22 protein-coding genes and 2 riboswitches are annotated in these 25,252 nt (G+C 50.8%); of the genes, 10 read left to right on the forward strand and 12 right to left on the reverse strand.

What is annotated here, in order from left to right:
- The first annotated feature begins 750 nt into the window (after nucleotides 1–750).
- Nucleotides 751–1,020 (forward strand): TIGR03643 family protein, encoded by a 270-nt coding sequence (locus tag BZG13_RS06960; RefSeq protein ID WP_077458187.1) that lies wholly within the window; start codon nucleotides 751–753, stop codon nucleotides 1,018–1,020.
- Between the two features lie 325 nt (nucleotides 1,021–1,345).
- Here BZG13_RS06960 and BZG13_RS06965 read toward each other — a convergent pair whose 3' ends face one another.
- Nucleotides 1,346–2,524, reverse strand: coding sequence for an amidase family protein (locus BZG13_RS06965; RefSeq protein ID WP_077486039.1), 1,179 nt, complete (start codon nucleotides 2,522–2,524; stop codon nucleotides 1,346–1,348).
- 200 nt (nucleotides 2,525–2,724) lie between these two features.
- Nucleotides 2,725–3,891: a J domain-containing protein gene (locus tag BZG13_RS06970; protein ID WP_077486041.1), complete on the reverse strand. Its 1,167-nt coding sequence runs from the start codon at nucleotides 3,889–3,891 to the stop codon at nucleotides 2,725–2,727.
- A 259-nt stretch (nucleotides 3,892–4,150) separates the two neighbouring features.
- Nucleotides 4,151–4,238, forward strand: a riboswitch (glycine riboswitch).
- A gap of 3 nt (nucleotides 4,239–4,241) precedes the next feature.
- Nucleotides 4,242–4,319, forward strand: a riboswitch (glycine riboswitch).
- Between the two features lie 81 nt (nucleotides 4,320–4,400).
- On the opposite strand from BZG13_RS06970, the gene BZG13_RS06975 reads away from it, so the two are divergent.
- Nucleotides 4,401–5,819 carry an alanine/glycine:cation symporter family protein gene (locus BZG13_RS06975; protein WP_077458193.1) on the forward strand — a complete coding sequence of 473 codons (1,419 nt, stop codon included), beginning with the start codon at nucleotides 4,401–4,403 and terminating at the stop codon, nucleotides 5,817–5,819.
- 117 nt (nucleotides 5,820–5,936) lie between these two features.
- Here BZG13_RS06975 and BZG13_RS06980 read toward each other — a convergent pair whose 3' ends face one another.
- Complete coding sequence (locus BZG13_RS06980; protein WP_235607524.1) at nucleotides 5,937–6,611, reverse strand: HAD family hydrolase; 675 nt, start codon at nucleotides 6,609–6,611, stop codon at nucleotides 5,937–5,939.
- Nucleotides 6,612–6,935: 324 nt separating this feature from the next.
- Here BZG13_RS06980 and BZG13_RS06985 point away from each other — a divergent pair, with 324 nt between their 5' ends.
- From BZG13_RS06985 to BZG13_RS07005, 5 genes are all read left to right on the forward strand, one after another.
- On the forward strand, nucleotides 6,936–7,520 hold the full coding sequence (locus BZG13_RS06985) for an FMN-dependent NADH-azoreductase (RefSeq protein ID WP_077486043.1): 585 nt from the start codon (nucleotides 6,936–6,938) through the stop codon (nucleotides 7,518–7,520).
- A 216-nt stretch (nucleotides 7,521–7,736) separates the two neighbouring features.
- Nucleotides 7,737–9,158, forward strand: coding sequence for an exodeoxyribonuclease I (sbcB, locus tag BZG13_RS06990; RefSeq protein WP_077486045.1), 1,422 nt, complete (start codon nucleotides 7,737–7,739; stop codon nucleotides 9,156–9,158).
- Between the two features lie 268 nt (nucleotides 9,159–9,426).
- On the forward strand, nucleotides 9,427–9,930 hold the full coding sequence (locus tag BZG13_RS06995; RefSeq protein ID WP_077486047.1) for a hypothetical protein: 504 nt from the start codon (nucleotides 9,427–9,429) through the stop codon (nucleotides 9,928–9,930).
- A 385-nt stretch (nucleotides 9,931–10,315) separates the two neighbouring features.
- Complete coding sequence (cdd, locus tag BZG13_RS07000; protein WP_077486049.1) at nucleotides 10,316–11,206, forward strand: cytidine deaminase; 891 nt, start codon at nucleotides 10,316–10,318, stop codon at nucleotides 11,204–11,206.
- A gap of 97 nt (nucleotides 11,207–11,303) precedes the next feature.
- Complete coding sequence (locus BZG13_RS07005) at nucleotides 11,304–12,203, forward strand: DMT family transporter (RefSeq protein WP_198935507.1); 900 nt, start codon at nucleotides 11,304–11,306, stop codon at nucleotides 12,201–12,203.
- Nucleotides 12,204–12,302: 99 nt separating this feature from the next.
- Here BZG13_RS07005 and BZG13_RS07010 read toward each other — a convergent pair whose 3' ends face one another.
- Complete coding sequence (locus BZG13_RS07010; RefSeq protein ID WP_077486053.1) at nucleotides 12,303–12,923, reverse strand: thiopurine S-methyltransferase; 621 nt, start codon at nucleotides 12,921–12,923, stop codon at nucleotides 12,303–12,305.
- Nucleotides 12,924–13,112: 189 nt separating this feature from the next.
- Here BZG13_RS07010 and BZG13_RS07015 point away from each other — a divergent pair, with 189 nt between their 5' ends.
- Nucleotides 13,113–13,529, forward strand: a complete 417-nt coding sequence (locus BZG13_RS07015; protein WP_077486055.1) for a hypothetical protein — start codon at nucleotides 13,113–13,115, stop codon at nucleotides 13,527–13,529.
- A 35-nt stretch (nucleotides 13,530–13,564) separates the two neighbouring features.
- Here BZG13_RS07015 and BZG13_RS07020 read toward each other — a convergent pair whose 3' ends face one another.
- A complete protein-coding gene (locus BZG13_RS07020) occupies nucleotides 13,565–13,996 on the reverse strand; it encodes a hypothetical protein (RefSeq protein ID WP_077486057.1) in 432 nt (143 codons plus the stop codon).
- A 292-nt stretch (nucleotides 13,997–14,288) separates the two neighbouring features.
- Nucleotides 14,289–14,654, reverse strand: a complete 366-nt coding sequence (locus tag BZG13_RS07025; RefSeq protein ID WP_077486059.1) for a MarR family transcriptional regulator — start codon at nucleotides 14,652–14,654, stop codon at nucleotides 14,289–14,291.
- Between the two features lie 263 nt (nucleotides 14,655–14,917).
- On the opposite strand from BZG13_RS07025, the gene BZG13_RS07030 reads away from it, so the two are divergent.
- Nucleotides 14,918–15,604 (forward strand): DUF2982 domain-containing protein, encoded by a 687-nt coding sequence (locus BZG13_RS07030; RefSeq protein WP_077486061.1) that lies wholly within the window; start codon nucleotides 14,918–14,920, stop codon nucleotides 15,602–15,604.
- A gap of 55 nt (nucleotides 15,605–15,659) precedes the next feature.
- Here BZG13_RS07030 and BZG13_RS07035 read toward each other — a convergent pair whose 3' ends face one another.
- Nucleotides 15,660–16,304, reverse strand: coding sequence for an MBL fold metallo-hydrolase (locus BZG13_RS07035; RefSeq protein ID WP_077486063.1), 645 nt, complete (start codon nucleotides 16,302–16,304; stop codon nucleotides 15,660–15,662).
- Between the two features lie 210 nt (nucleotides 16,305–16,514).
- Here BZG13_RS07035 and BZG13_RS07040 point away from each other — a divergent pair, with 210 nt between their 5' ends.
- Nucleotides 16,515–18,269, forward strand: coding sequence for a GNAT family N-acyltransferase (locus BZG13_RS07040; protein ID WP_077486065.1), 1,755 nt, complete (start codon nucleotides 16,515–16,517; stop codon nucleotides 18,267–18,269).
- Between the two features lie 73 nt (nucleotides 18,270–18,342).
- Here the strand turns inward: BZG13_RS07040 and BZG13_RS07045 are convergent, their stop codons facing one another.
- The 5 genes from BZG13_RS07045 to BZG13_RS07065 all read right to left on the reverse strand — a co-directional run bounded on the left by BZG13_RS07045 (nucleotide 18,343) and on the right by BZG13_RS07065 (nucleotide 25,109).
- On the reverse strand, nucleotides 18,343–20,118 hold the full coding sequence (locus tag BZG13_RS07045) for a L,D-transpeptidase family protein (RefSeq protein ID WP_158074870.1): 1,776 nt from the start codon (nucleotides 20,116–20,118) through the stop codon (nucleotides 18,343–18,345).
- Between the two features lie 150 nt (nucleotides 20,119–20,268).
- The gene (locus BZG13_RS07050; protein WP_077486069.1) at nucleotides 20,269–21,366 is read right to left on the reverse strand and encodes a DUF1513 domain-containing protein; all 1,098 of its coding nucleotides are present in this window, start codon (nucleotides 21,364–21,366) and stop codon (nucleotides 20,269–20,271) included.
- Nucleotides 21,356–22,369 (reverse strand): imelysin family protein, encoded by a 1,014-nt coding sequence (locus BZG13_RS07055; RefSeq protein WP_158074871.1) that lies wholly within the window; start codon nucleotides 22,367–22,369, stop codon nucleotides 21,356–21,358. The genes BZG13_RS07050 and BZG13_RS07055 overlap by 11 nt, the downstream gene beginning before the upstream one ends.
- A 25-nt stretch (nucleotides 22,370–22,394) precedes the next feature.
- Nucleotides 22,395–23,792 carry a di-heme oxidoreductase family protein gene (locus BZG13_RS07060; protein WP_077486073.1) on the reverse strand — a complete coding sequence of 466 codons (1,398 nt, stop codon included), beginning with the start codon at nucleotides 23,790–23,792 and terminating at the stop codon, nucleotides 22,395–22,397.
- Nucleotides 23,793–23,852: 60 nt separating this feature from the next.
- On the reverse strand, nucleotides 23,853–25,109 hold the full coding sequence (locus BZG13_RS07065; protein WP_077486075.1) for an imelysin family protein: 1,257 nt from the start codon (nucleotides 25,107–25,109) through the stop codon (nucleotides 23,853–23,855).
- Nucleotides 25,110–25,252 lie beyond the last annotated feature (143 nt).

The following is a 25,252-nucleotide window of genomic DNA, read 5'->3' on the forward strand; positions in this document are numbered from 1 at the left end:
GGTGTGATTTGCGCCGCGCGCAGTGCAACTGGCGCCAGTTGCACTGCGCCATCCGACATTGAGGCCAACGATTAACCTCGATCGTGACAGGCGCCCGTTGGCAATGTGCATCTATCCAACACCGTGCTGGGGCTTGTGTCACCTACGCCAATGGTACCACCGACGTTAAAGTTCGCGTAGGTCGGCATAAGCGCCAGCTCGATCGTGCAAACTTGGTATGATTTGCGCCGCGCGCCATCCGACATCGGAGCCAACTATTAACCCCTGATCGTGACAGGCGCCCGTTGGCAATGTGCATCTATCCAACACCGTGCTGGGGCTTGTGTCACCTACGCTGCCTATGCGGCAGTGAACTAGCGAGACCAGTCACCCTATAGAATCCGCAATTTCTAAGCTGCCTGTGCGGCAGTGAACATGAGTTTCGACAAAGCCGTGCAGCATGTGGTTTTCTAAGCTGCCTGTGCGGCAGTGAACCTGGTTTTAATAGGTACATAGCCGAGTTCTGTTTCTAAGCTGCCTGTGCGGCAGTGAACATAGAATAGCGTAATAATCGTCAGTAACAACAGGCCGTTAGGATAAACATCATCTTTTACCCTTGTTAAAAATGGCTTTCCGTAACTATCTGTATTTGCAGTTTATTTTTAAAGAGCCCAAAAACAAGGGTACCAGCATTGATGGGTTAGAAGGAACACGCTGATCGGTTTTTCCAACTCTACGCGTATTATTGGCCACCAGCACAAGGAGACCGACATGGCATTGAACGAACAACCGGGAGAGATTGACCGAATTATAGAAATGGCGTGGGAAGATAGAACCCCGTTTGAGGCGATTGAAGCACTCTATGGGCTACGCCAAGACGATGTGATTGCGTTAATGCGACGTGAATTAAAACCGCGGAGCTTCAAAGTATGGCGCGAACGGACTCGCGGGCGTAAAACTAAACATACCGCTCTGCGTTCCAGGCACGTGATGCGTAGCCATTGTAAGACACAGTACAAACTTAAATCAGCCAAAAAGTGACAACAGTGACAGCATCACCGGATCAGAATATGGATGAATACAGTCTCTACGCGGTGTTAAACCAAAGTGACAGCTAAATTGTCACTTTCTCGTAACACTCACCAGAGTTATCACCGAAAGCGATAACTTGTAAAATAAACCTATTTTTCATTAACTTATAAAGTTAAACACCGACTAATCCAAGCGGTTATCCACAGTTTCTGTTGATAGTAAACGCGTAACCCCTAACTTATTTTTTAGTTCATTATCAATACTTTAAAAGCAATAAACGGTTTTTTATAGAAAATTCTTGACGGCTGGGCGGATAAAGGTGCAATCCAAACGGTTAATCGAGCCAACGGCGTGCTACTTCCATCAATAACTTATCTTTGTAAGGGTGAGCCAGTAATGTTACCCCGTAAGGTGTGTTTTGATGCTCAAACAACGGGATAGTGAGCTGGGGTAAACCACAAACCTCCGCTAGCGCCATCAGTCGGCGCTGCGATAAATTAAACGCATCACTGTCTGACGCATCCGCATCACGAGGTATAATGGCGCCCGGTGTGGATGGAAGCAGCAACACCTTATCACTTGGCCACATAGCACAAACGGTATCTCTCAACTGCTTGCGGGTTTTCTTCGCCTGATAATGCGCTTTGTAGTCGACCGCTTGTAAGCGATCTAAATACTGTTGCGTTGAGGTGGGTAAATCAAGCTTGGCCTGTTGCAACCACGTACCATACATCAGCAAAAATTCTTGGCTAGCAATCGACACCTGCGCATTTTCAAGCCGCGACAGCACCAGTTTGTTCATGGCTAGGGTCGACTCTTGCGGTAAGCTTAAACGCTCAAGATGCTGATAAACCTGCGCCATCGCTTCGTCACTGTAAAACAAGGCAAACACCGCTTCGGCGATGACTACGCCCTGGATATTCGTCACCGCAGAGGAAGGCTTGGCGACCAACTCTTGAAACTGACTGAGCGGGCCAAGTGCCGCGCTGCACACACCCACATTATCAAAGGTTTCTGCGACAGAGATGATCCCCTGGGTATCGATCAGGCTTGGCGTGGGACGATAACCAAACAGGCCGCAGTGTGCTGCAGGGATCCGCACGCCGCCAAATGCATCATTACCAATGCCCAAATCAGCCAATTTTTTTGCCACCGCCACCGCAATACCTGCGTTTACTCCTCCCACGCGGTACTGACGAAAGTGGGGATTGCGAAGCTCCGCGTAAAAGGGATTAAAACCGGTAATACTAACGCCTAAGGGGTCCATTTGCAGTTGCCCTATCAGGCTGGCCCCTTGCGCCATCATGGTTTTAACCACCGCAGCGTCTTGGCTGGCGGCGGTGCGTCCCTCAGACCATGAGGGGATCCCGATACCAGCGACATGTTCCTCAACAGACACCGAGTGAGAGACTGCCAGTTTATAACGCCGAAACATCCCACTAAGGCTGTCTTGCCGTGGAGGATCGAATTGGTGCGCAAACATCGCTTGATCGAGCATAGTTACAGGCCTCATCAGTCACGCTTATTACTTATTGGTCAGTGTAATACATGGGCATGAAATCAGGCGCACTTTCACGGTTTACCGCACTGATACCTTGGGCGTGTGAACTCGCCGCGTGCGAACTCGCCGCCTGCTAGCTCGCTATCGACTTTTTTGCGATGCGATTTGATAAGCAAGGCAATGTAAGCCCCTCTGCTTAATCACGGTACTGTTTATAAGTTTACCGCGGTTAAGCCGGGTACTTGTCGGCACGATTGTTCAAATGCGCTGAGTTTGGGCGCCAAGTCAGCACTAACGAAGGTGTGTTCGAGTATTTGTACCTTACGTGCCAACTGCCAACTATCCACCGACGCCCCCTGCCCGTAGGGAATGGCATAAACATGAAAGTGCTGACGCTGTGCCAAGTAATTCAAGTTGGGTGGCACACGAAGCGGCTGATAGCTCTGATTGAGGTAGATATAAAATTCACCCATACAATTGGCAACCACATACGACCCTTGCTCGCTGCGTAATGCCAAGWAAGGCTGTGCGGTCTCAGCATATTGATTGATATGCCACTGACTCGCTTCAGGGTTAAGCTGAATCATGGGGGCAACGAGTCTCACTGGCGCAGGCGCCGCCTGAGGTGGTGGCGCATTATTCGCTTGCGTGGGCTGAGGCTCTGAAGGCGCGGGATCAATAATGCGTACACGTTGAGCCGTCTGATCCTGCTCTTGATCCAAAACGCGATCAACCCATTGCTGCCATTGCTCTAAAGGGCTAATTAGCAGTGCTATCATTGCCCAAGACGCAAGCACCCAGCGCCACGATAAGCCAGGTTTCGCTGGCTTTAATGTGACAGGGGTGGCTTTGCGGGTAAGATCGGTTTCCAGTTGCTCTGCGCGTGTTAGCGCTTCTTTTAACTCGCGGTTCACCTGCAGCAAATCTTTTTTGCGTTGGTCCTGCTCGCGCTGTAAAGCATGATGTTGAGATTCCAACGACTGGTGCTGTCGCTCGAGTTTTTGATATTGCTCACGCCATTGGCGGTTATCAAACTCAAGCTTGGCTATTTTGGCCGTCAAGTGGGCGGGGATTTGGGTATTGGCTTGGCGAGACTTCAGTGTTCGGTTTTCTTGTTGCAACGCCGACACTTCTTTTTGCAGTCGTGCGATCTGGCTGCGCAATGCCGCTTGGCTGGCGTCACTTTGTGATTGACCACGCGCACTCCCCTCGCCCTTGCCTGACTTCACCGCTTGATAGGCTTCACTGACCAGCTGCATTAGCCCCGTACTCCCTCCTTTGTCTGGATGTACGCGGCTAGAAAGTCGCTTATAGCGCTGTTTTATTTGCTCGGCATTATCGCCAGCATTCACGCCTAAAAGTTCGTTCCACGTGGTCATGTGACTGCTCGTTATCCTAGTATACGCCTGCCTAGATTAGTCAATTTATCGGCCAATGTGGGAAAAAATTAACCCCCTTTTGTCTCATTTAGCGTTAACAAACTCGGAGAAAGCGAGGGTTGTCGCCTCGGTTGTTAGAAAAATACACTAGAAATTTATATTTTTTACTCTTAAGAAAGAATTATTCCCCGTTCACTCATTTTTGCATTGCATTCAAATTTTTGTGATCTATCATACTTACCGTCATAACGACGTTCCGATGAAGACAGCAGGAGAGAGGTGGCAAACGCCATCCGCCGAAGAAGTAAATCTTTCAGGCACTTAATTGTATGGACTGCTGTTGGAGGAAACTCTGGAGAGACCCGTTAGTTCGGGCGCCGAAGGAGCAAGCTTGTACTCAAGTGAAACTCTCAGGCAAAAGGACAGAGGAGATACCCACCCCAATATGTAGCACTTTTGTTAATATTAGTGTGGTCTATCTCCTCCTTTGATGTTTAAAGGGGGAATTAATGCCATTTTTTTCGCAACTACCGGATATACAAACACTTCTAGGCACCATTGACGACTGGATATGGGGGCCACCGCTTCTTTTGCTACTCACCGGTACAGGGCTCTTTTTTACAGTACGGTTGGGGTTACTCCAACTCCGTCGCCTGCCGTTTGCGCTCAAGCAAATCTTTAAGTCCTCGAACGCCAAAACCCAGGGGGATGTGTCAGGGTTTGCGGCACTGTGTACAGCCTTATCCGCGACCATAGGGACGGGGAATATTATCGGCGTGGCTACAGCCATCTCTCTTGGCGGCCCTGGTGCGCTGTTTTGGATGTGGCTCGCCGCCTTTTTAGGGATGGCGACCAAGTATGCAGAGTGCTTGCTGGCGGTCAAATACCGCGAGACTGACCACAAAGGCAATATGCTCGGTGGGCCGATGATGTACCTATCTAAAGGGGCCGGTAAACCTATTCTCGCCAAGCTCTTTGCTTTATTTGGACTGGGCGTGGCATGTTTTGGCATTGGCACCTTCCCACAAGTGAACGCCATTAGCAGCGCAGCGACCCATTTATTCAACATTCCTACTGTCGCCGTTGCTGGACTTTTGACCGTACTTGTCGCCTTAGTGACATTAGGCGGAGTTAAATCCATTTCTGCCGTCGCCGCCAAGATTGTGCCCGTAATGGCAGTACTCTATGTAAGCGCATGCTTATGGGTACTCGTGGCAAACGCCGCGCAACTGCCACAAGCCGTCAGTTTGGTGTTTGAGTCTGCTTTCAACGGTATGGCCGCGACCGGTGGCTTTGCGGGTGCCGGCATGATGCTGGCGATTCAATCGGGTATTGCCCGTGGCGTGTTCTCTAACGAGTCTGGCCTCGGGAGTGCGCCCATTGCCGCGGCCGCAGCAAAAACCGACTCCTGTGTTGAGCAAGGCTTGGTATCTATGACCGGCACCTTTATCGATACACTGGTGATTTGCACCATGACCGGGCTCACCTTGATCCTGACGCAATCTTGGTCGGGTGAGTTAGCGGGGGCCGCCATGACTTCACATGCCTTTGCGGTAGGGATGGAAAGCGCTGTCGGTCCGATGCTGGTGAATATTGGTCTATTGTTTTTTGCCTTTACCACCATTTTAGGTTGGCACTATTACGGTGAACGCTGTGTTGCGTACCTGTTTGGCAAAAAAGCGATTTATATCTACAAGCTATTCTTTATTGGCTTAATTGCATCTGGTGCCTTTATTCAATTAAACACCATTTGGATACTGGCCGATATCGTCAATGGCTTAATGGCTATTCCTAACTTGATTGGCTTATTGCTGCTGCGCAAGGTAGTGATAGCGGAAACTCAAGCCTACTTTGCTTCCTATGACAACCGCGCAGCCTCAAACGCTGTGCCTAACCAAGGCAACAATGCGGTGGTTGATACACAGTAAGCAAGTCATGTATTGGCGAATGCTCGTCTGATAAAAAGCCAAAGCATCGATGCTTCGGCTTTTCTTGTCTGCTCATTGCTCGCGTTCACGCATTGTATCGCGTTTACACACAAGCGATTAGGCGTATTGGCGCTGCGATTCTTCAATGCCAAGCTTACCCAAAATAGCACGTGGGTTAGTAAAATTACTTACCCTCACATCATGCTCCACTTTGTCACCGACGGCGACAAACTCATAGTTAAGAGACTGTGTGGCTTGTTTATCCCACACCCCATCACCAAAATAAATGCGACGCTCAAAATGGACACCGTARTCTTGTTTGGCACGGAACGCTGCCAATGCCATTACCTCGCTGCGACTCATCGCATCTGAGCAAGAAGAAAAAACAATACCGTCAATATTAAAACCAGCGGCTTTAAGCTTCATCCGTGCGGTTTCTTCCCAACCGCCTGTTGCTATCGCCAAGGCAACCGTGGGCATATGACGCATCTCATCAATAAATGCCACTGCGCCTGGCAACGGCTTTAATCCTTGCTGAGCAATGGCGTCGGCCAGTTTATGGGTGAATACGCGCTTTATTTCTCGAAACAACATGATTTTTTCGCGCTGAAGCTCATGGCTATCAATCAGCTCTTCAATGATCCCCGCATCGGTGACATTGGTGTAGCCTCCCCAATCATCCGGCACCGTTAAGCCGGTGACGTCATAAACCGCTTCGCTAAAACACTCGTGGTCCATTTGGCAGCTGTCGACCAGCGTGCCATCCACGTCTAACATAAATAAATTTTTCACGCGCATTTCCTCAAACCCCGTTGCGTCCCACAAGCGACCGACTTGTGATTTGATCTGGCGCTTTGCCGTTCTTTGTTCTGGGTACCTAGCCAACACAACGGGAATTATAACATTATTCTTACATTTTGAACGACTATCGGCCGCCATCATACGCTCATACTCACGTCGCGCAACTCACCACGCCACGCGTATCGACATCAACAAAAATTTTGAACAAGTTTAACGAATCTGTACGCTGGAGTTCGTTGTGAAAATCTCTAGACTACATCAAGTCAACAAAACAACATCATGTGCAATACGCCTATTAACTTTAAGGAGAGACGCATGAAAGCGCTGGTATTGAAATCAAGTATTCTTGGCCCCTACTCAAGCTCAAACGCGGTGATTAATAGTGTGGTGGATGAGCTATCTCCTGACACGCTGATTGAGCGCGATCTTGCTTCTACCCCATTGCCAGTTCTCACTGGTGACAATGTGGGCGGTTTACGTGGGGCAGACGGGCTTACTGACGCCCAGCATCAAATACAGCAAGCCTCCGATCAGTTGATTGAAGAAATTCAGCAAAGCGATACCTTGGTGATTGCGGCACCTATGTACAACTTTACGATCCCCGTGCAACTCAAAGCCTGGATCGATCTCGTTGCCCGTGCCGGCGTGACCTTCCGTTACACCGAAAATGGCCCCGAAGGTTTATTGCAAGGCAAGCGCGCGATTGTTGTAACAACCCGTGGTGGCATGCATAAGGGCGGCGCAACGGATCATGTCACTGGCTATATGCAAACCGTACTTGGCTTTATCGGCATCACCGACGTCGAGTTTGTTTACGCCGAGGGACTGGCGATGGGCGAAGACACCGCAAGCCAAGCCATTGATGAGGCCAAGCAAACGCTTAAGCGCCTTGCCTCATAACGGAAAGCGGTGCGGTAAACCGATTTCGCAACGATCAACACTCTGCTCGCCTATGAGAGTCTGCCGACYGGCAGGCTTTCTTTGTTTCTGGATGCGTCACGCCTCCAATCACCCCAACCAAGCCAAGATTGGTGTTAAACGGTGCCAATGTTACCATGAGCCTTTATCGCAGGGTCTCAACCTGCCCCCTTTTGATTGATCAAGTTGGATTCGATTGTGACAGACGCCGACCAGCCAAGCTTTTTTTTCTACGACTTTGAAACATTCGGCACCCATCCAGGTAAAGACAGACCTTGCCAATTTGCTGGCGTGCGTACCGACAGTGACTTTAATGTCATCGGTGAACCCTTAGTCCTGTACTGCCAACCCCCCAATGACTACTTACCGGCACCAGAAGCCTGTTTGGTCACCGGGATCACACCGCAGCTGGCATTGCAAAAAGGCTTACCTGAGCCGGAATTCATCGCACAAATCCATGCTGCTTTCTCGCAACCCAATACCTGTATCCTTGGGTATAACAACGTCCGTTTTGATGATGAAGTGACGCGCTACACGCTGTACCGCAACTTTTTTGACCCATACGGCTGGAGCTGGCAAAACGGTAATTCTCGCTGGGATTTGCTTGATGTGATGCGCGCCTGCTACGCACTGCGCCCCGACGGCATTGAATGGCCCTACGATGACAACGGCAAGCCCAGCTTTAAACTCGAAAACTTATCCGTTGCCAACGGTATTGAACATAGCGACGCGCACGATGCCATGGCCGATGTACACGCGACCATAGAGCTGGCGAAAAAGATCAAGGCGGCACAGCCACGGCTATTTGATTATTTGTTAAAACATCGGAATAAAAACAAAATCAAGCATCTGATTGATGTGGTCAATATGACACCACTGGTTCATGTTTCCGGTATGTTCGGCACAGAGCGCGGCAACACCAGCTGGATCGTGCCCGTCGCCTGGCATCCTGATAACCCCAACGCAGTGATTACTGTCGATCTGGCCCGTGATCCAGCCCCTTTGTTTGAATTGGATGCCGATGCGCTTCGCGAACGTTTGTATACGCCCCATCACGCACTCGCTGACAATGAGTTACCCGCACCACTCAAGCTGGTGCATATCAATAAATGTCCCGTTCTCGCCGATGCGAAAACCTTACGCCCCGACGATGCCACCCGGCTCGGTGTGGATCGCGAAGCCTGCTTACACCATCTAAAAACATTGAAAGCCGCACCAGAATTGCGTGAAAAACTGGTTAATGTGTTTGCCGATGCCAAGCCTTTCGACGATCAGGACGTGGATACGGCTCTGTATGCGGGCTTTTTCTCGAAAAGCGATCGCAGTGCGATGGATATCATCCGTGCACGCGATCCAGAGAATCTTGCCGCGCTCGATCTTAGCGTTGACGACTGGCGTATCAAGCCACTGTTATTCCGGTATCGCGCGCGCAATTACTCGTGGACGCTGACCGACGCCGAGCAGAAAAAGTGGTTTATGCATCGACGTGATTACTTTGAAACACACCTTCCTGCCTATATGGATAATCTGCAGCATCTCGCTGAACAGCACCAAGCGGAGGAAGATAAGGTGCGCATTTTAAAAGCGGTTTACCACTATGTGGAATCACTGGTTGGCTAACACGGGGACGGTTACCAGAGACACATCGCCGACACACCAACTGCTCAGTAAGGCGACCCACCCTCACTCGACGTTCGTCTACCCATCAGGTGGCGAGCGCAGACACCTTGGGTCGCCTTCTTTTAATAACTTTATGTTTTTTAAGTGATTAACTAACAATGCTGACACGCTGCCTGCTTTGCCTTACCAAAAAAAAGATAGCTTGACCAGTTGCAGTTCTGTGATTTGAGTCCACACTTTTAAAAAGGATGTTGTTTGGAGTGTGGCAATGATGACAACAAAAGTAGATACGCGCTGTTACCGCTTTCCTGAGGTTGATTTCGAGCCAGAAAGCCGTACGTTATATTGGATCGATGACACGATGACGGTCCTCTCTTACGAAGAATCTCGTTTGCTCGAGATGCTCTGCTACTATGCCGGAGAGGTACTCTCTAGCCGCACATTGTTCAAACAAGTTGCCTTACCTGATAGCTCATTTGCCCAGCATCAAAGTGTGGTGACATCATTAATGGCCAAATCCTACCGCAACGGCAAAAAATGCCTGCCGTTTGAGGTGGTCGGTGAGTTTGGTTTTCGTGTGTCACTGCCACAGCAAACACTGGCTAAGCTTCCAGGACGAGCAACAAACGCTGCATCGCAGACGTCCCCAGCGTCTTTAACGGACTCAGCCACCATTGAGGCGTCGTCGTTTAGTATTGCTAAACCACTCACGATCCTGATCACGGCAGCGGCAGTCATTATTGGCATGACAGCGTTACTGACCCAAGCTTAGCGGTGATGCCCGTGCTATGCCGCGGGCATGTTGTGTCAGAGCGTCATGGTTGCTTTGCCCATTGGTCTTGATATCCGGGAGAGAGATGATGCCACGCCACTACTTACCGCTTACGCGAGGAGGGGGATCTCGCGCGTGAGTATCGTAAGGTGCATCGCCCCTATGTCGATTGGCAGCCATAAATGCATTAACCGCCTTTCGGCTCGCAAACGTTTCTGCCTACTCACGCCGTCATAATGGCCACTTTCATCGTCATAGAAACATTGATGTCACTCTAACTTTCAGCAACAAATATCTCTTTGCAAACCATACGTGACATTAATCACACAACTATCAGAAAGGCTTCTCTACACTATCCGCCCGTTAATGATAAAGAAGAGATGCTATGCGAACCGCACTTACTGACGCACTGACACAATTACCCGACGCCCTACAAAGCGTCGTCTCTGATTGGATAAATGACGCAAACTTTGGTGCTAGCTTCACACCAGAGCAGGTGGCGCAGATGGAATCCGCCAGTGGCCTTAGCGGCGCCGCACTGCGTCTTGCTTTATTGCCTTTGGCGGCGGCCTATGCCGTTACCCCCATTTCGCAGTTTAATGTGGGTGCGATTGTCCGTGATGAGAGCGGCATCCTGTATTTAGGCGCAAACATTGAATTCACCGGGGTGCAGCTAGGGCAAACAGTGCATGCCGAGCAATGCGCTATCAGCCATGCTTGGACAAAAGGGGCAAAACGCCTCACCGATATTACGATCAATTACAGCCCATGCGGCCACTGTCGACAGTTCATGAATGAACTCAATGGCGCTGAGTCCTTAAGGATCCAGCTGCCACAATCCGACGCGAAAGATCTGCACACTTATCTACCTGAGCCGTTTGGTCCTGCCGATTTGGGCATTGAATCTCGCTTATTGACCGACGAGTCCAATCAATTATCAACGGATGATATTGATATCCCCTTGCTAAAAGCGGCCGCTGACGCCGCTAACCGCAGTCACGCGCCCTACTCAGGTAACTATAGCGGGGCAGCGGTTGAAACCAGTGATGGCGAGTTTTTCTCTGGCATGTATGCCGAAAACGCGGCGTTTAACCCAAGCCTTCCGCCTCTTCAGGTCGCATTAATCGCGGTTAATATGGCGGGCTATCATTGGACAGACATTCGCTCTGTTGCGCTGGCCGAGATGGCAAGTAGTACAGTCAGTCACCTAGCCGATACCCAGGCAACACTGGATGCCATTGACCCAGATATTCCCTTAGTCTATTCAACCCGCTAAGCGCTCTCCTGATTGATCCGGTCTTCAGGGATTTCAGGTCGCCCTGAGGCCGGATTTGCGCTACTATCCGTGCGTCTTTTCTCTGATAGTCACGGCAATGAAACAGATTCATCACCCACTCCAAGGCGCGACCTGGATGCTAACCGCAGGCTTGTGTTTTGCCCTTGTTAACAGCCTGTCTCAGTACGTTAGTTTTAAAATGGGCTTACCCTCTACCACGGTTGCCTTCATTCAATACGCCATCGCCCTGGTGGCGATGATCCCTTGGTTGAAACAACTGGGGGTCCGTCAAGCACTGAAAACCCAGCACCTTAGTCAGCATTGCCTGCGGGTGTTTATCTCTGTGATTGGTATTCAACTGTGGCTCTGGGCGCTGGCCTATCCAGTGCCCATTTGGCAAGGGATTGCGCTATTAATGACCTCACCGCTATTCGCCACGGTCGGCTCGGGGCTGTTTTTGCGTGAGCGGGTCGGGATCGCACGYGGCCTTGCGACGCTCGCTGGATTTTGTGGTGCCATGATTATCCTCGAGCCTTGGTCAAGTGCGTTCACTTGGGCAACCTTGTTGCCCGTGGGGGCGGCGTTTTTCTGGGCAACTTACTCGCTGATGGTGAAACGTTTATCCGCTTACGATCCACCCACCACCATGGTGGTATACCTACTCTTGTTGATTACGCCCTTTAATTTGCTACTCGCCGTACCTGATTGGACGCTCCCCCAAACATCCCCTGCTTGGTGGATGTTATTTGGCGCTGGCATACTGACTGCCCTCGCCCAGTGGGCCATTGCTAAGGCATATGCCGTTTCCGATGCCTCTTTTGTCCAGCCTTTTGACCACGCCAAGCTCCCTCTTAACGTCCTCTTTGGTTGGCTGGTGTTTAGTTGGGTCCCTCCCGGCCGACTATGGTTAGGGGCGGGTATTATTATTGCAGCGGTCTTTTTTATTACTCACTGGGAATCACGCCAATACACACAGGCCAAAAACAAGCTCGCGTAACGGTTTTCCCGCTTCTACGTTCACTTGCCCACTAAGAAAGCGCTGTCAAAGAAAAGGGGCCGTTATGGCCCCTTAACATGCTCTCATTCAAATCAGCCACTACGAAGCCGCCGTTTTGATTAACCACACTTGTTCACCACGCTCGCCGTCTGGTTCCGTATGGGTTTCAAGCAACCGAATGTCTAACCCTTGGAACGCCTCTTCGACCACTGACGCATCAATGGAAAATGGCGGCGTGTCATCCGCTTGCGGATAAAATAAGGTAATCAGTAGCAAACGCCCCCCAGGTGCCAGCAAAGTTCGAATATGGCTGACATACTGCGCGCGCATCGCAGGCGGCATGGCCACCAAGGCGGCGCGATCATAAATCAATGGCATGGGGCTCAGGCGCGCGGTAAAGAAATCGCCATTGATCAGCTCCAGTTCATCAAAACAATAATGGGTATGCCCTGACGGTGCGCGATAAACCTGCGGGGTATATAAGTTTTCCGAGAAAAAGGCACGAACGGCGATCTCACTAAGCTCGACGCCAATCACATGCTGGTGTTTTTCCGCAAGCCAGTTGAGATCGATCGACTTTCCGCAAAGGGGCACCAAAACCGTTTCGTCACTTTGTGGTGCCAGTGACGGCCAATGGCGGATAAGCATCGGGTGTACCGTATCTCGGTGAAAGCCTATTTGATTTTCAGCCCAGCGCTGATGCCAGAACTCTTGTTCCATGCGCTCTCCAACGTGATGAAAACCGTGATTTTAGCAAGTTATTTTCCCAAACTCATTCATCGTATTAACCCGGTGCCTCGCGATCTAATTCCGATCCTGATCACAAACTAACCAGTGAGTGACTTGCGAGTGACGCCACAAAACATTACTGTTTAAACATACAGTAATGATGATATATACAGGTGTTTTATGTACGTGACGTCCAATGTGTCAAATCAAGCGAAAGCTCAGTCTTCTGCGCGTGTCACGCCATCGTCTTGCTATCATGCTGCTTTTACCGTCACCACACAGGTAAACGCACACTGGCAGGCGGTCTTACGCGCGATTGCACTACAAGCACGCCAGCCCAAGTGGGTCACGATCATTAATCCACCTCGCGCTTTAAATGCGGCACAGCTTAGCCTCTGGGGCATCAATACCAATCAGGTGCGAGTGGTCCATCGCCAAGCGGGGTACGATGATGAAGCGCTTATTGACGCAGCGTTAGCCGCTGACACCTCATGTGCCATTATTGCCTTTACCGCAACAGACAAGCCGTTCAATTATTGTGAGCAAAACAAACAAGGGATCGCGCGCGTCGATCCCGCCTTCATCCAGCGTCACTAATTCACGCAGTATCAATAAACTGGGCTTACGGGTGGTTAGGATTGAGGGTTAAGACTTGAGGATAGCGTTAGGCGAACCCATTCACGGTTCTCGTTGCTGTATTCTATTTGCGCATCGGTTTGCTGGCTAATGGTTTCCATTTGCCGATATTCAAGGGCATAAGGCATTAAAATAGTTAGCTCTTCAATGCCTTGTTGACGCGCAATGCGTGCGAGCTGTACCAAGTTGGCTGTATCGGTGTTACGCACCGACATTACGCGAGTGGCTTGCTGGTAAAGCTGCTCTTGTGCAGAAAGCGGTGGGTTGCCATCACTGGTTTGGTGTTCAAGCACAGTCGTAAAGATGGGCAATAAACTGCGAAAAATATCGGTAAACGTCCAATTGGGTTGCTGACTGTCACACAAAAAGTGGGTGTAGTCGAAAACGACTTCTGTGGGCGCTTTCAGCTGGGTTGACAGCACATCCATGGCTTACCTCCAGACAGAAAATGAAATAGACACTCCCACTATAGGCAGTTTTAAACGTATGTCTGGAAGATCGTACAGTATTTTGCGCTTGATCATGCTTTAGATAAGGGAATACGCAATAAAGACATACTTCATTAACACCATAAAAACAACTGGTTGATAATAGAAATTTTTATTTACCCTTACATCACAATGCAGGAAAAAAATCAGACAAGCATATTAGCGAGTCGGGTGAACATCCGCTTACGCATTAAATACCGTCATCAAACACGTAAGCGGGTGCGCAAAGGGATCAGCAAGCTTTGTAAATCACCTTGTTAGCGGCAACTTGAACACGCTCAACGGCGCCTTCTTCGGTCAGCTTTTTCAATGCACCTGTCGCCCACGATGCCGCTTTGGTGTCTTCTTGACCTGCCGCAAGGCCAATCCCTTTTGGATTAATTCCTTCAGGGTTTGCTTGAACAATCTCGAGCACTTGCTGTTGCTTCGGCRTCAATGAAGAGGCTGCGCTCGCCACCGGTGCCTTGGTAGATGGTTTTGCGGCGGGTTTCGCGGCGGCAACCGGTTTTGATTTAACCGGACGCTGACGTGCTGGCGATGATGCCTTAACACGTTTGTTGAGTTTAAGTTGTACCTTACGCTTGTGAGAGATTTTCATTCAATCATCCTACTCCGACGCACTGCGTTCAGGCTTGCTGAATGCAGCGGGTGAAAAACAAAGCGCGTGTTATACCAAATTTCCCGCCACTTTTGTAGCTAACCGCCCCCTAATAGGCGCAAAGATCGTGATATTCAGCGATAAGTGTTTACCAATCCAGTGATTCTTAGGCAAACTAATCAGACACTATGGGCGTATTATCCACCGATAGTTTATGAAAAATGCGGAGCGGTTCCGTCCCCCCTTGCGTAGAATGAATGATCATGGATGCTTTAAAAACGATCAAAATCTATCCTCCTCAATTTGAAGCGGCGCGCTGGAGCATGTTAGCCGCCATGGCGGTCGCATTTCTTTTGATCTGCTTTTTCCTCGTCCAACCCACGCTCTCTCTTGGCCAGGGCGTATTGGGCTTGGCGGCGATGATGGCTATTTTTTATGCCGTCAACCAGTTGCTTCAACGTGCTCAGCTCTCTTTTTCCTTATCATTTATGCATTTACAGCACCACAGTTTTCGCGGTGGCTGGGTGCTTAAGTGGCGAAACATTGAAGCCATTGGCATTCCGCATCTCCATCAGCAAGGGTTAGGTGAGCCGCTTCCATGGGTTGGGATTAAGATTAAGCGTTACGATGCGCTTTTAGACAGCATCAGCTTGCGCATGGTGACCCATATTATTATGACGCAACGCGCGTTGCTGATCACGGCGTATCGACGTGGAGACCATAAACCCAGCAAACCGCTGGAAGACATGATGTTTGATGACACGCCCTATCGGGGAAGTAACGGCGTGCTCTACAAAGGCTTGATGGCCATGCTGGCAAACCGTATGCGCTATACCAGAGAATTGCTGGGATACGATTTGTTTGTCAGTGAAGACTTGCTTGACAGGCCGCTCGAAGACTTTGTTGGCGTCACTCGGCGTTACTTGGCCGCTGCCAGCGGTGATCACTAACAGCCCCAGTTCTCAGCCTGGGGCACCAGCGAGGCCAGCTGCTTTCGACGATATGCTAGAACGCCCCGGTCAAAAAGGGATTCGTTTTCCGCTCATGTCCCAAGGTCGATGTCGGGCCATGGCCAGGGATAAAGGTCACATCATCCCCAACCGGCAGCAGGGTGTTTTTAATGGCGTTGATCAAGGTCGCGTGATCCCCTTTAGGAAAATCAGTCCGCCCGATCCCCCCGTTAAACAGCACATCCCCGACCCAAGCGGTGCGCCCTTCTAAATCGACAAACACAATGTGGCCTGGGGTATGTCCTGGGGCAAACAACACCGAGAGCGTACTATTGCCCACGGACACGGTGTCACCTTGTTGTAGCCACTGATCAGGGTCAAACGGCTCAGCGTGCGCGAAACCAAACATTTGGGCTTGTGCCGGCAACGCTTGTAGCCAGAAAGCGTCTTCTTTGTGCGGTCCCACCACGGGGACATTCAACGCGCTAGCAAGCTCGACAGTGCCACCAACATGATCTAAATGGCCATGGGTTAAAAGGATTTTCGTCACTGTCACGTCTAGTGAATGAATGACCTGGCGAATTTTAGCAATGTCCCCACCGGGATCCACGACAGCCGCCTGTTGCGTTTGGTCGCACCAAATAATGGAGCAATTTTGCTGAAATGCCGTGACCGGCACAATGTCATAATGCAACGCCATGGGGGTAACCTTCTCTTTGTCTGTTCAGTGGCGTAATAACACGCAATCCGTGACACGCCCTCAGGTTTTGAATCGTCAATACGCGCCTCACTATGCCACGCTGTCATCAGTTTGCAACTATGCTGCCAAGGAGATGTCACTTTTACTATCTAGGCTAACGCCAGGATATCTGGATAAATCAGATACGCATTTTTGCATGCAGGGTTGCTTATGTTAGATGTTGATAAAGTTCTATCGTCTCATTATCCCCAACTAGAACAGCGAGACTGGCTGAAACGCCCCGTCAGTAGAACCCTTAAACGGTTACTTCATGAACAGGAGTTTCAATCCTTTGCCGAGCGGTATCCTCATCTGCAAGGGTTTGAGTTTGTTGAGCAAGTGCTCGACTACTTTAACTTTAGCTATCGAGTGAGCGATCGTGAGAAAGAGCGAATCCCCGAATCAGGGCGAGTAGTGATTATCGCCAACCACCCTATCGGCTCGTTGGATGGATTAGCGCTGTTAAAACTGGTGCGTTCTGTCCGACCGGACGTCAAGGTGATTGCCAACGATTTATTGATGCAAGTTAAACCACTCCACGGTTGCTTATTGCCCGTCAACAATATGGGAGGGTATACCCCGAAACAAAACCTACAAAATATCACTCAGTGGCTGGAAAATGACGGGGCAGTCATCATTTTTCCGGCCGGCGAAGTGTCCCGGGTGGCACCAACCGGGATCCGTGATGGTGCCTGGCATCCTGGCTTTTTACGCATGGCGACCAAATCAAAGGCACCGATTCTCCCGATTCACGTCCATGGCCGCAATTCCGCCCGTTTTTATGGCGCATCCATGGTATACAAGCCGCTCTCGACCCTGCTATTGGTTGAAGAGATGTTTCGCCAAGAGAACAATACCATTGCTTTTACCGTCGGCGAATTGATCCCCCACCACAGTTACAGTGCCACCGCCTCCCTCCCCGTCAAAACACGGGTTAAGCTATTCCATAAGCACTTGTATCGTATTGCYAAACGCAAACCTGGCTTGTTTCCCACAGAGACAGCAATCGCCGCTCCCGAGCCTCGTTTAGCGCTTAAACAAGCACTCAATGCCGGCCAGCAACTCGGACAAACACCTGATGGCAAACTGATTTATTTACTCGACTATCAAGCCGACTCCCCAGTCATGCGCGAGATTGGACGATTGCGTGAAGTGGCGTTTCGTGCGGTGGGAGAAGGCACAGGTCAGCGACGTGATCTTGATAAATATGATCAGCATTACTGGCATTTGGTCCTTTGGGATCCTGCCGAGCTCGATATTGTGGGTGCCTACCGCTTGTGTGACACCCAAGCGACACTTAACACCCAAGGGCTGGATGGGATCTATAGCGCAAGCTTATTCGACTTTGAGCAAGGCATGCAGCCGTTTCTTGCGCAGGGGTTGGAGCTGGGACGTAGTTTTGTGCAACCCAAATATTGGGGAAAACGGAGTTTGGACTATTTATGGCTTGGTATCGGTGCGCTGCTCGCCCAGAAACCTCAGTATCGTTATTTATTTGGTCCAGTCACCATCAGCAACGCCATGCCACAGGCAGCTAAAGAGTTACTGATTTTCTTTTACCGTACCTACTTTACAGGCGAGAGCGAGTACGCACGCTCTAAACGCCCCTTTGAACTGGCAGACAGTAAAGAAAGTGAGCTTCTGGACCACTTCTGCGGGAACGATTACGCCAAAGACCTTAAACAACTTAAAATGCTACTCGATCACCTGGGCGTCGGGATCCCCACCTTGTATAAACAATACAGTGAGTTATGCGAGCCAGGAGGGGTCCAATTCTTGGACTTTGGTGTGGATCCTGACTTTGCCGATTGTATTGATGGCCTTGTGTTGGTCGACCTTAAACGCTTAAAGCCCAAACGCTATCAACGCTACATTGCCCCTCACCTGAGCCACCCACCTAACCCTAACGCTGATACCTCTCATTGAGATGACGACAATGGCGTGGCTCGCCGACATCGACATGAAAAGGGAGCCACGGTTGTACGCGGCTTCCTGATATTTATTGCGCTTGCATCTCCACAGAATGACGCTGCTGGGTTAAATAGCTAGGCTTTTGTGTGGTGATCGTCCGTTTTGCGGGGACATCGTAGGCGTACACGTCATCGCGAAAGGCCACTTCCCCGTCATCCGTGACCCAAGCCGTCTGATAAATGGTCTGCACCGCCAAACGTCTTTTGAGTGGTACCCACTTGGTCTGGGTTTTATCAATATAGTGCTGATAATCGGTCAGCTGCTTACCCGATAAATCCAGTAATAAGTCCGCCAGTTGCTCCGCTTGCTCGACACGGATACAGCCGGAACTAAATGCACGCCGTGATCGGCTGAATAAGCTTTGCGCTGGCGTATCATGCAGGTAAATCGCGTTACGATTGGGCGTGTTAAACTTGTATTTTCCGAGGGCGTTGCCACGACCTGGTGCCTGCTGAAGCCGGTAGGGAAACCCGTCGACTGACACTTTTTGCCAATCAATTGAGCTAGGATCTATCTGGGTATCACTTTGCCAGTTAGGCAGAATGCGGTACTGATGCTGAGAGAGGTAGTCGTGCCCATCAACCAGCTTGGGTAGGATATCTTTTTGCACGATGCTCCGGGGCACATTCCAGCTCGGATTGAGTACCACAGAGTCGAGCCTTGACGAGAACAGGGGCGTACGTCTCGATTGGCGACCGACCACCACCTTGCTTTCGAACACATTCTGATCGTTAGCCCACAGACGCATACGATAATCAGGGATATTAACCACAATGCGATCCGGTTGTTGCGCTGACCACAAGCGTAACCGCTCTGCGTTGAGAGCAAGCAGCCGGATACGCGCCGACGCATCTAAATTAAGCCATTTCAAGGTTGATGGGCCAATGATGCCATCCACACTCAGCCCGTGTTGTGACTGAAATCGTTTGACAGCATCGAGTAAATCGCCGCCATATCGCACCGTTTTACCATCCAGTGCCTCTAACCGCTGACTGTCCCCCCAATAACCCTGCATACTAAGGTTATCGACGAGATTGAGCGCCAGAGATATCGTGACTGCTTGGTCAGGGTAAATTAATCCATCACTGTTCACGGTCGGCCACATTGAGCGGGCTTGCCGTTGTAAACGAACAATCTGCTTAATAAGCGCGGTATATTGTGGATGCTGTGGCCGAAGCTTACGCAGAAAAGTAGGCAAAGACGGCCCCAAACCGGCTTTAAAAAACGCCTTTCGCTGAGACACGGAGGGCGCAGGCAATGGCGTGTGATGCAGCGAACCAAAAAACCAGCGCATACCTTTATCGGGCACCGCGTTCAGGTAACTCATCAAGGCATACGCCGTGTCAGTAGCAAAAATATCATACGCGGTATCGCTACCCTGTTGGCGGAGTTGGCGAAGTTGCCAGGCACGCCACTCAAATTCAGGACTGAAGCTGGCCAATGAAATCACATTAACTTGCGTTGCCAGCTCGTCCCGCGCCGCATCCTGGGTCCATAGCAGAGAAAACCCATTATCGAGATAGTCTTGCGTCAGCGCTGAGGGATAGGCTAAGACAGTGGCATCGGGGGCGGCCGACTCCAACCAGTCGCGCGCATACTGATAGGCGCGTTGACGATGATCGTCAGCCGACAGAGTTTGCTCAACCGACGTCGCTTGATCGGAGGCCGAGTGCGCCGAGGTGGATGGTGCCGCTAGCAGTCGCATGCCACCGGCCTCGATCTCCTCATTTGCCATACCGGGGTTTACCCAAAAACAACATCCTATCAGAAGGTTAGCCAACCAGGCATCGTGCCTTCTCACCATACGCCCCTCCTCATCCATGCTTTAATTATGGCAAATTTTGCCCCCGTCTCGACAAAATCATTGTCTGATTTTTTTCTCTCCCCCCAACCCGCAATAAAGAAAAAGCGGCAGCCTGTTCAGACTACCGCTTTTCACGCTACCACGCGTTCATTACACCAGCGTTATCCAATGATTATCCCATCGCACTGGCGTCATCTGATAATTGGGATGGTGTGCGCTATCAAGTGTCACCATTTTGCCGCCTCCCGAACTCAAGTTGATCACATCACCGTCACGACTGGCACCAGAGGCATCCACCAATGGATGCAAACCTATCATATTTTGGCTGTCTAATGACCAGATACCATAGCAATTGCCTCTGGGTGAGGTTGCCACCACCCAGCCATTGAGTGTCGCGATACTCGCTACATAGTTGTTAAATCGAGCCCATTGTTCAGGGGTGGCATTAAGCATTTTCATCGGCTCACCACGACGGTGAATGGCCACCAAGGGGGCATTATCCTGGCCATGGTATTGCTGCCCCGTCACCACATAGCCCTCGTCTGACACCATCAAATGACGAATACTCAGCTTTTTATTGGCTAATTCAGCACGCTCAACCACCTCCCCCGACTCGATGTCTATGTACACCAACGCCGGTGACATTGAATCGATATTTAGCACGGTGCGGCCATCGGTATGCATGCCACCGACCCCAACCACTAGCGTATTAGCATCCGCCAGTGCAATCTCATGAGGGCCAATCCCAAAGCCACTGATCTCACGTTCTTTTTCCACCTGGCCACGGGCGCTTAGTCGATAAACACCGACCACGCCCTCACTGGTTTGACGTTTACCTTCGGTGGTATATAGCCACTGGCCGTCATCAGAAATGGCACCATGCCCATAAAAGTAGCGGTCTGAACTGGCTGTTACCTGTGACAACGTCACGCCACGTTGATGATCAAACACCTGCATAAAATCACCGGGCCGACGCGCAAATGCCACACCCAGTGTCCCGACCGCTCGACGTTGAGCGGCGACACCATGACCGCGAGCGGGCAACGGAAGACGGAATACGGGCTGTCCGGTACGATCCGCGCCGACAACCGCGAACGTTCCATCACTGCTTAGCGCGCAGCCGAGTAACTCACAACGGTCGGCAGTAGGATTGCCGCGACAACCACTCAACGCATTGACCACTGTAGGCAACGCCGCCCCCATCAGTGCCGCTTTTAATAAGCGGCGTCGCTTTAAACTAGTCTCCATCTGATGCATTAAACCCGACGATAATCCCTAAATCTTGCGCGACCTGACCGCTAAGCACCAATTTGAGATATTCAAGATTATTGTAAACAGTCAGCATGTCTCGGTATCCCGCCACACTATTAAGCCTGTCAAATAAGGGCTCACCATCTTGCGGCACGCTGTTATACGCCAGTTGCCAATGCTCGCTGACACGAGCCGCAACCTCCTCATAGCCTCGCTCACGGAGCGCTTGCTCAATGCCATCCTCAGCATGATATTGCGTCTGCATCGCTTTGATGCTTTGGCGTAACAGTGTGAGAGAGTGTCGTGAGCGCCACGCTTCCCCTTGGTAAGGATTAGGAAAGCCCGGTTTACCCAGAGGGCCGGAGAGTTTTTTCAGCACATAATCCAGCTGATGGGTCAGCGCACCGAGCTTTTCTGACACCGCCATCGAAGGCGGCATGCCACGCCAAGGGTTGTGCTGCCAAGCCGTATTGAGCGCAGATGCCGTTTGTTGCAAGCGAGCACTGACCGCCATCGCCACTTCACAGTGTTTCGGTTGGCTCAAATCAGCTTGCTGGTCATAGAGCAACCACTCCATCGCGCCGACCCCTTGCACGGCCACACTTTGCTCGGCCAATGCCTCCGCGGTCCACTGTGTATCACTGGCCAGCAAGGCGTTAATTTTTCGCCCTGTGGTATTCTTTTTGTCCGGATAAAACTGAATACGCCAACTTTGCGCCAAGGCGTCCTCAGACCCTTTTTCTACCCCTTGCAATGGCATCCAATGGGCCATCACCGTCTTCCACGCTTGGCGCGCATCATCAATGGGCGCGCCCTGAGTACAGACCGATTGCGTGGTCTTAGCGAGATCCGTGGTCGCAGAAAGAAACTGCTCACTTCGCTGCTTTTGTAGTTGCCAAAGGCCGTGGTTAGGCCCGGTCTCGGTTTGAGATAAACACCCACCGAGTAATACCGTGGCGCTCAGAGAGAGCACGGCGATAGGATTGAGTCGAAAACGCATGCGACAAGACTCCAGCATATTGTTGTTATAAGGAACGTAAAAACGCGATTAAGGCGTCACGCTCCGCTTTCGGCATCGCCAGCACCCGCTGTTTCGCACTAGCGGCTTCGCCATCATGCCATAAAATGGCTTCCATAAGGGTACGCGCGCGACCATCGTGCAGATAGGTGGCATCCGCATTCACTTCTTTGGTGTACCCAATCCCCCACAAAGGTGGTGTGCGCCACTCTCTACCGTTGGCGATAAACTCTCCTCGATGATCCGCTAGCCCCGCTCCCATGTCATGCAATAACAAATCCGTATAGGGGTGAATACGCTGCTCGCTCAGTGCGCTAAGTTCGGGGCGTTTTGCGGTAGTAAATGACGCCACATGGCAGGCATTGCAGCCCGTTTGCACGAAGATATCTTGCCCCTGTTTCACGGCAGGATCCTGCACGTTGCGACGCGCTGGCACCGCCAAATGACGGGCGTAAAATTCGACAAACCCGAGGATATTATCGCTGACTTCTGGATCGCCACCATTGGGCATCTCGTCACACACAGACTGTGACGGCATACAATTGTGGTGCGGAAACATGGAAGTGGTTAATCCCACATCGCCATTGAAGGCCGCGGCGTTTTGTTGATTAACAGTGGGTAGTCCCGCCTTCCAACCAAACCGGCCAAGCGCAGTGCGTTGCTTCTCGATATCCCACACTTGATTGGGACGACCTGAGATCCCATCACCATTGGCATCTTCAGGATCAGCCAATGCGTAAATGTCTTCCGCTGGAATAGATTCCAACAACCCCAATCCAATCATCGGAGGCGCAATCCGCGCCGACATCTGAACATTCTCTGCCATCGGCCCATAGTTAAGCTCGGTGACGGTTAAATGTGGCTGACGCAGAGTGACAGTCTCACCATCGGCAAAGGTCACAGGAACGTCTGAATAGGTTAAGGCAACCTTTCCTTCTGGCTTCGCACCTGGCAGGGCAAAATCTTGTAACTGTCCCCCGTAATTTGGCTCGGGAATATTGCCATATTGGATCAATTTCTGCCGTTCTGCTTCGGTCATTGCCGGCACACTCAATCGCACCAACATCGACACGGCATTGGTATCACCAGGAGAAGGCGGATGTCCACGGCCATCTTTAATATGACAATTCTGACAGCCATTGGTATTGAATAAAGGGCCAAGCCCATCACGCGCATCGGTTGAAGCCGGCGAGCTGACCCAGGGGTTACGAAAAAAACTGTTCCCGACACTGAAGTCGATGCGCTCGCTCATGGGTAAGTTAGCGGCAGGCTGGGAGAAAGCGTTGGCCCCTTCTTTAACCACCGTGGTACTGCCACCCGAGGTGCGTTCAAAAGCAACCACTGACGCGCTCACCAAGGCACTGACGCCGATTGCACCAAGGTAAACAATGACTTTGGACTTCATGTTGTATCCTGACAAAGCAAAAAGCCCCGCGGCACGGGGCTTGACATCATTAGCGGACAATTAGAATTGATGATCCGCGGTATCTGGGTTGAGGTTATCAATGCCGATGATCTGAGCGGCTTTCTCAATGTGTTTGGTTTGGTCAACCAGTGCGGTGATGGATGCATTGACGAGTTGGTTACCCTCATTGTTGCCCGCCGCGATTAATTGATCAAAATGCACATTGTCTTTTTCCGCTGACACAACAAGTGTTTTTACTTGCTCACGCGCTTGCTCAAAGCTTGTCTTGATCGCGTTGGCCGCGTCAGTATCTTTGTCTTTAACTAAGTCAAGCACGGATGGCCCTGTCAGTTTGCTACCGTCAACACGCTGATAAGCGCCCATCATGACGTTGTAAATGCCCTGCTCATTGTAAAAGTGCGAGTTGTGGGTATTATCAGAGAAACAATCGTGTTCGTCTTCGGTCGAGTTGGCTTCCAATGCGACTTTCATGCGCTCACCCGCCARTTCACCCAACGAGAGGGACCCCATACCAAACAGCATCTTACGTAAGCCGTTCTCGCTAGAATCCGCCAATAGCGTCGCGCGATAGTTATCTTTATTACCTTCCGCCCACTGGTCGCGCATCCAGGCTAAATCATCCACCAAAAGATCGGCGGCCGCTTTCAAGTACTCGCGACGACGGTCGCAGTGGCCGTTCGTGCAATCTTCCCCGTAAGCAAAGTCTGAATATGGGCGCTCGCCCGCACCTGGATGAGTGCCATTTAAGTCTTGCCCCCACAGCAAAAATTCAATCGCATGATAACCGGAAGCAACGTTGGCTTCTGACCCGCCTACCTCATTAAGGCTTGCCAACAGTTTTGGCGTAATGTCAGCGACATCGAGATCCGTCGCACCAATTTGAATGCTTTGGTTAGCAATAATGTTTGCTGTCGCACCGGCATTCCCCAGCTCGGCTTGGTAACCGTCTGCCACATAATCAATCAAACCTTCATCCAGTGGCCATGCGTTCAGCTGCCCTTCCCAGTCATCAACAATCGCATTGCCAAAACGGAACACTTCTGACTGCTGATAAGGCACTCGTGCGTCTAACCATGCTTTTTTTGCTGCCTGAAAGGTTTTTTGAGAGGGGCTGGCAGTAAAAGCCTCAATGGCTTCATCAAGCGCGACCGCCGTCGTGTGGGAGTCTGCGAATACCGCATGCGCGATATCGGCGTAATGTTCAACAACGTCTTCTGGCGTCGCCGCATTAACGCCCAGAGGCGCGGCAAATAAGGAAAGCGCAATAAGGTTACGCTTAAAAGGGGTCATTTCCATAGTGCTTTGTCCTTCGCTTTAGTATGAACAGTTATGAGAACTATTATCGTTTGTATGCGAGAGATTCTAAGCATTATGTTACTAAATGCAACAAGGAATTGAGGCTATTAGCAAAGCTGTGATCTCCACACTCCAAGCAGGGT

Origin of the sequence: Salinivibrio sp. ML323, from assembly GCF_001995745.1 — a bacterium.
In the GTDB taxonomy this organism is placed as follows: Bacteria; Pseudomonadota; Gammaproteobacteria; order Enterobacterales; family Vibrionaceae; genus Salinivibrio; species Salinivibrio kushneri.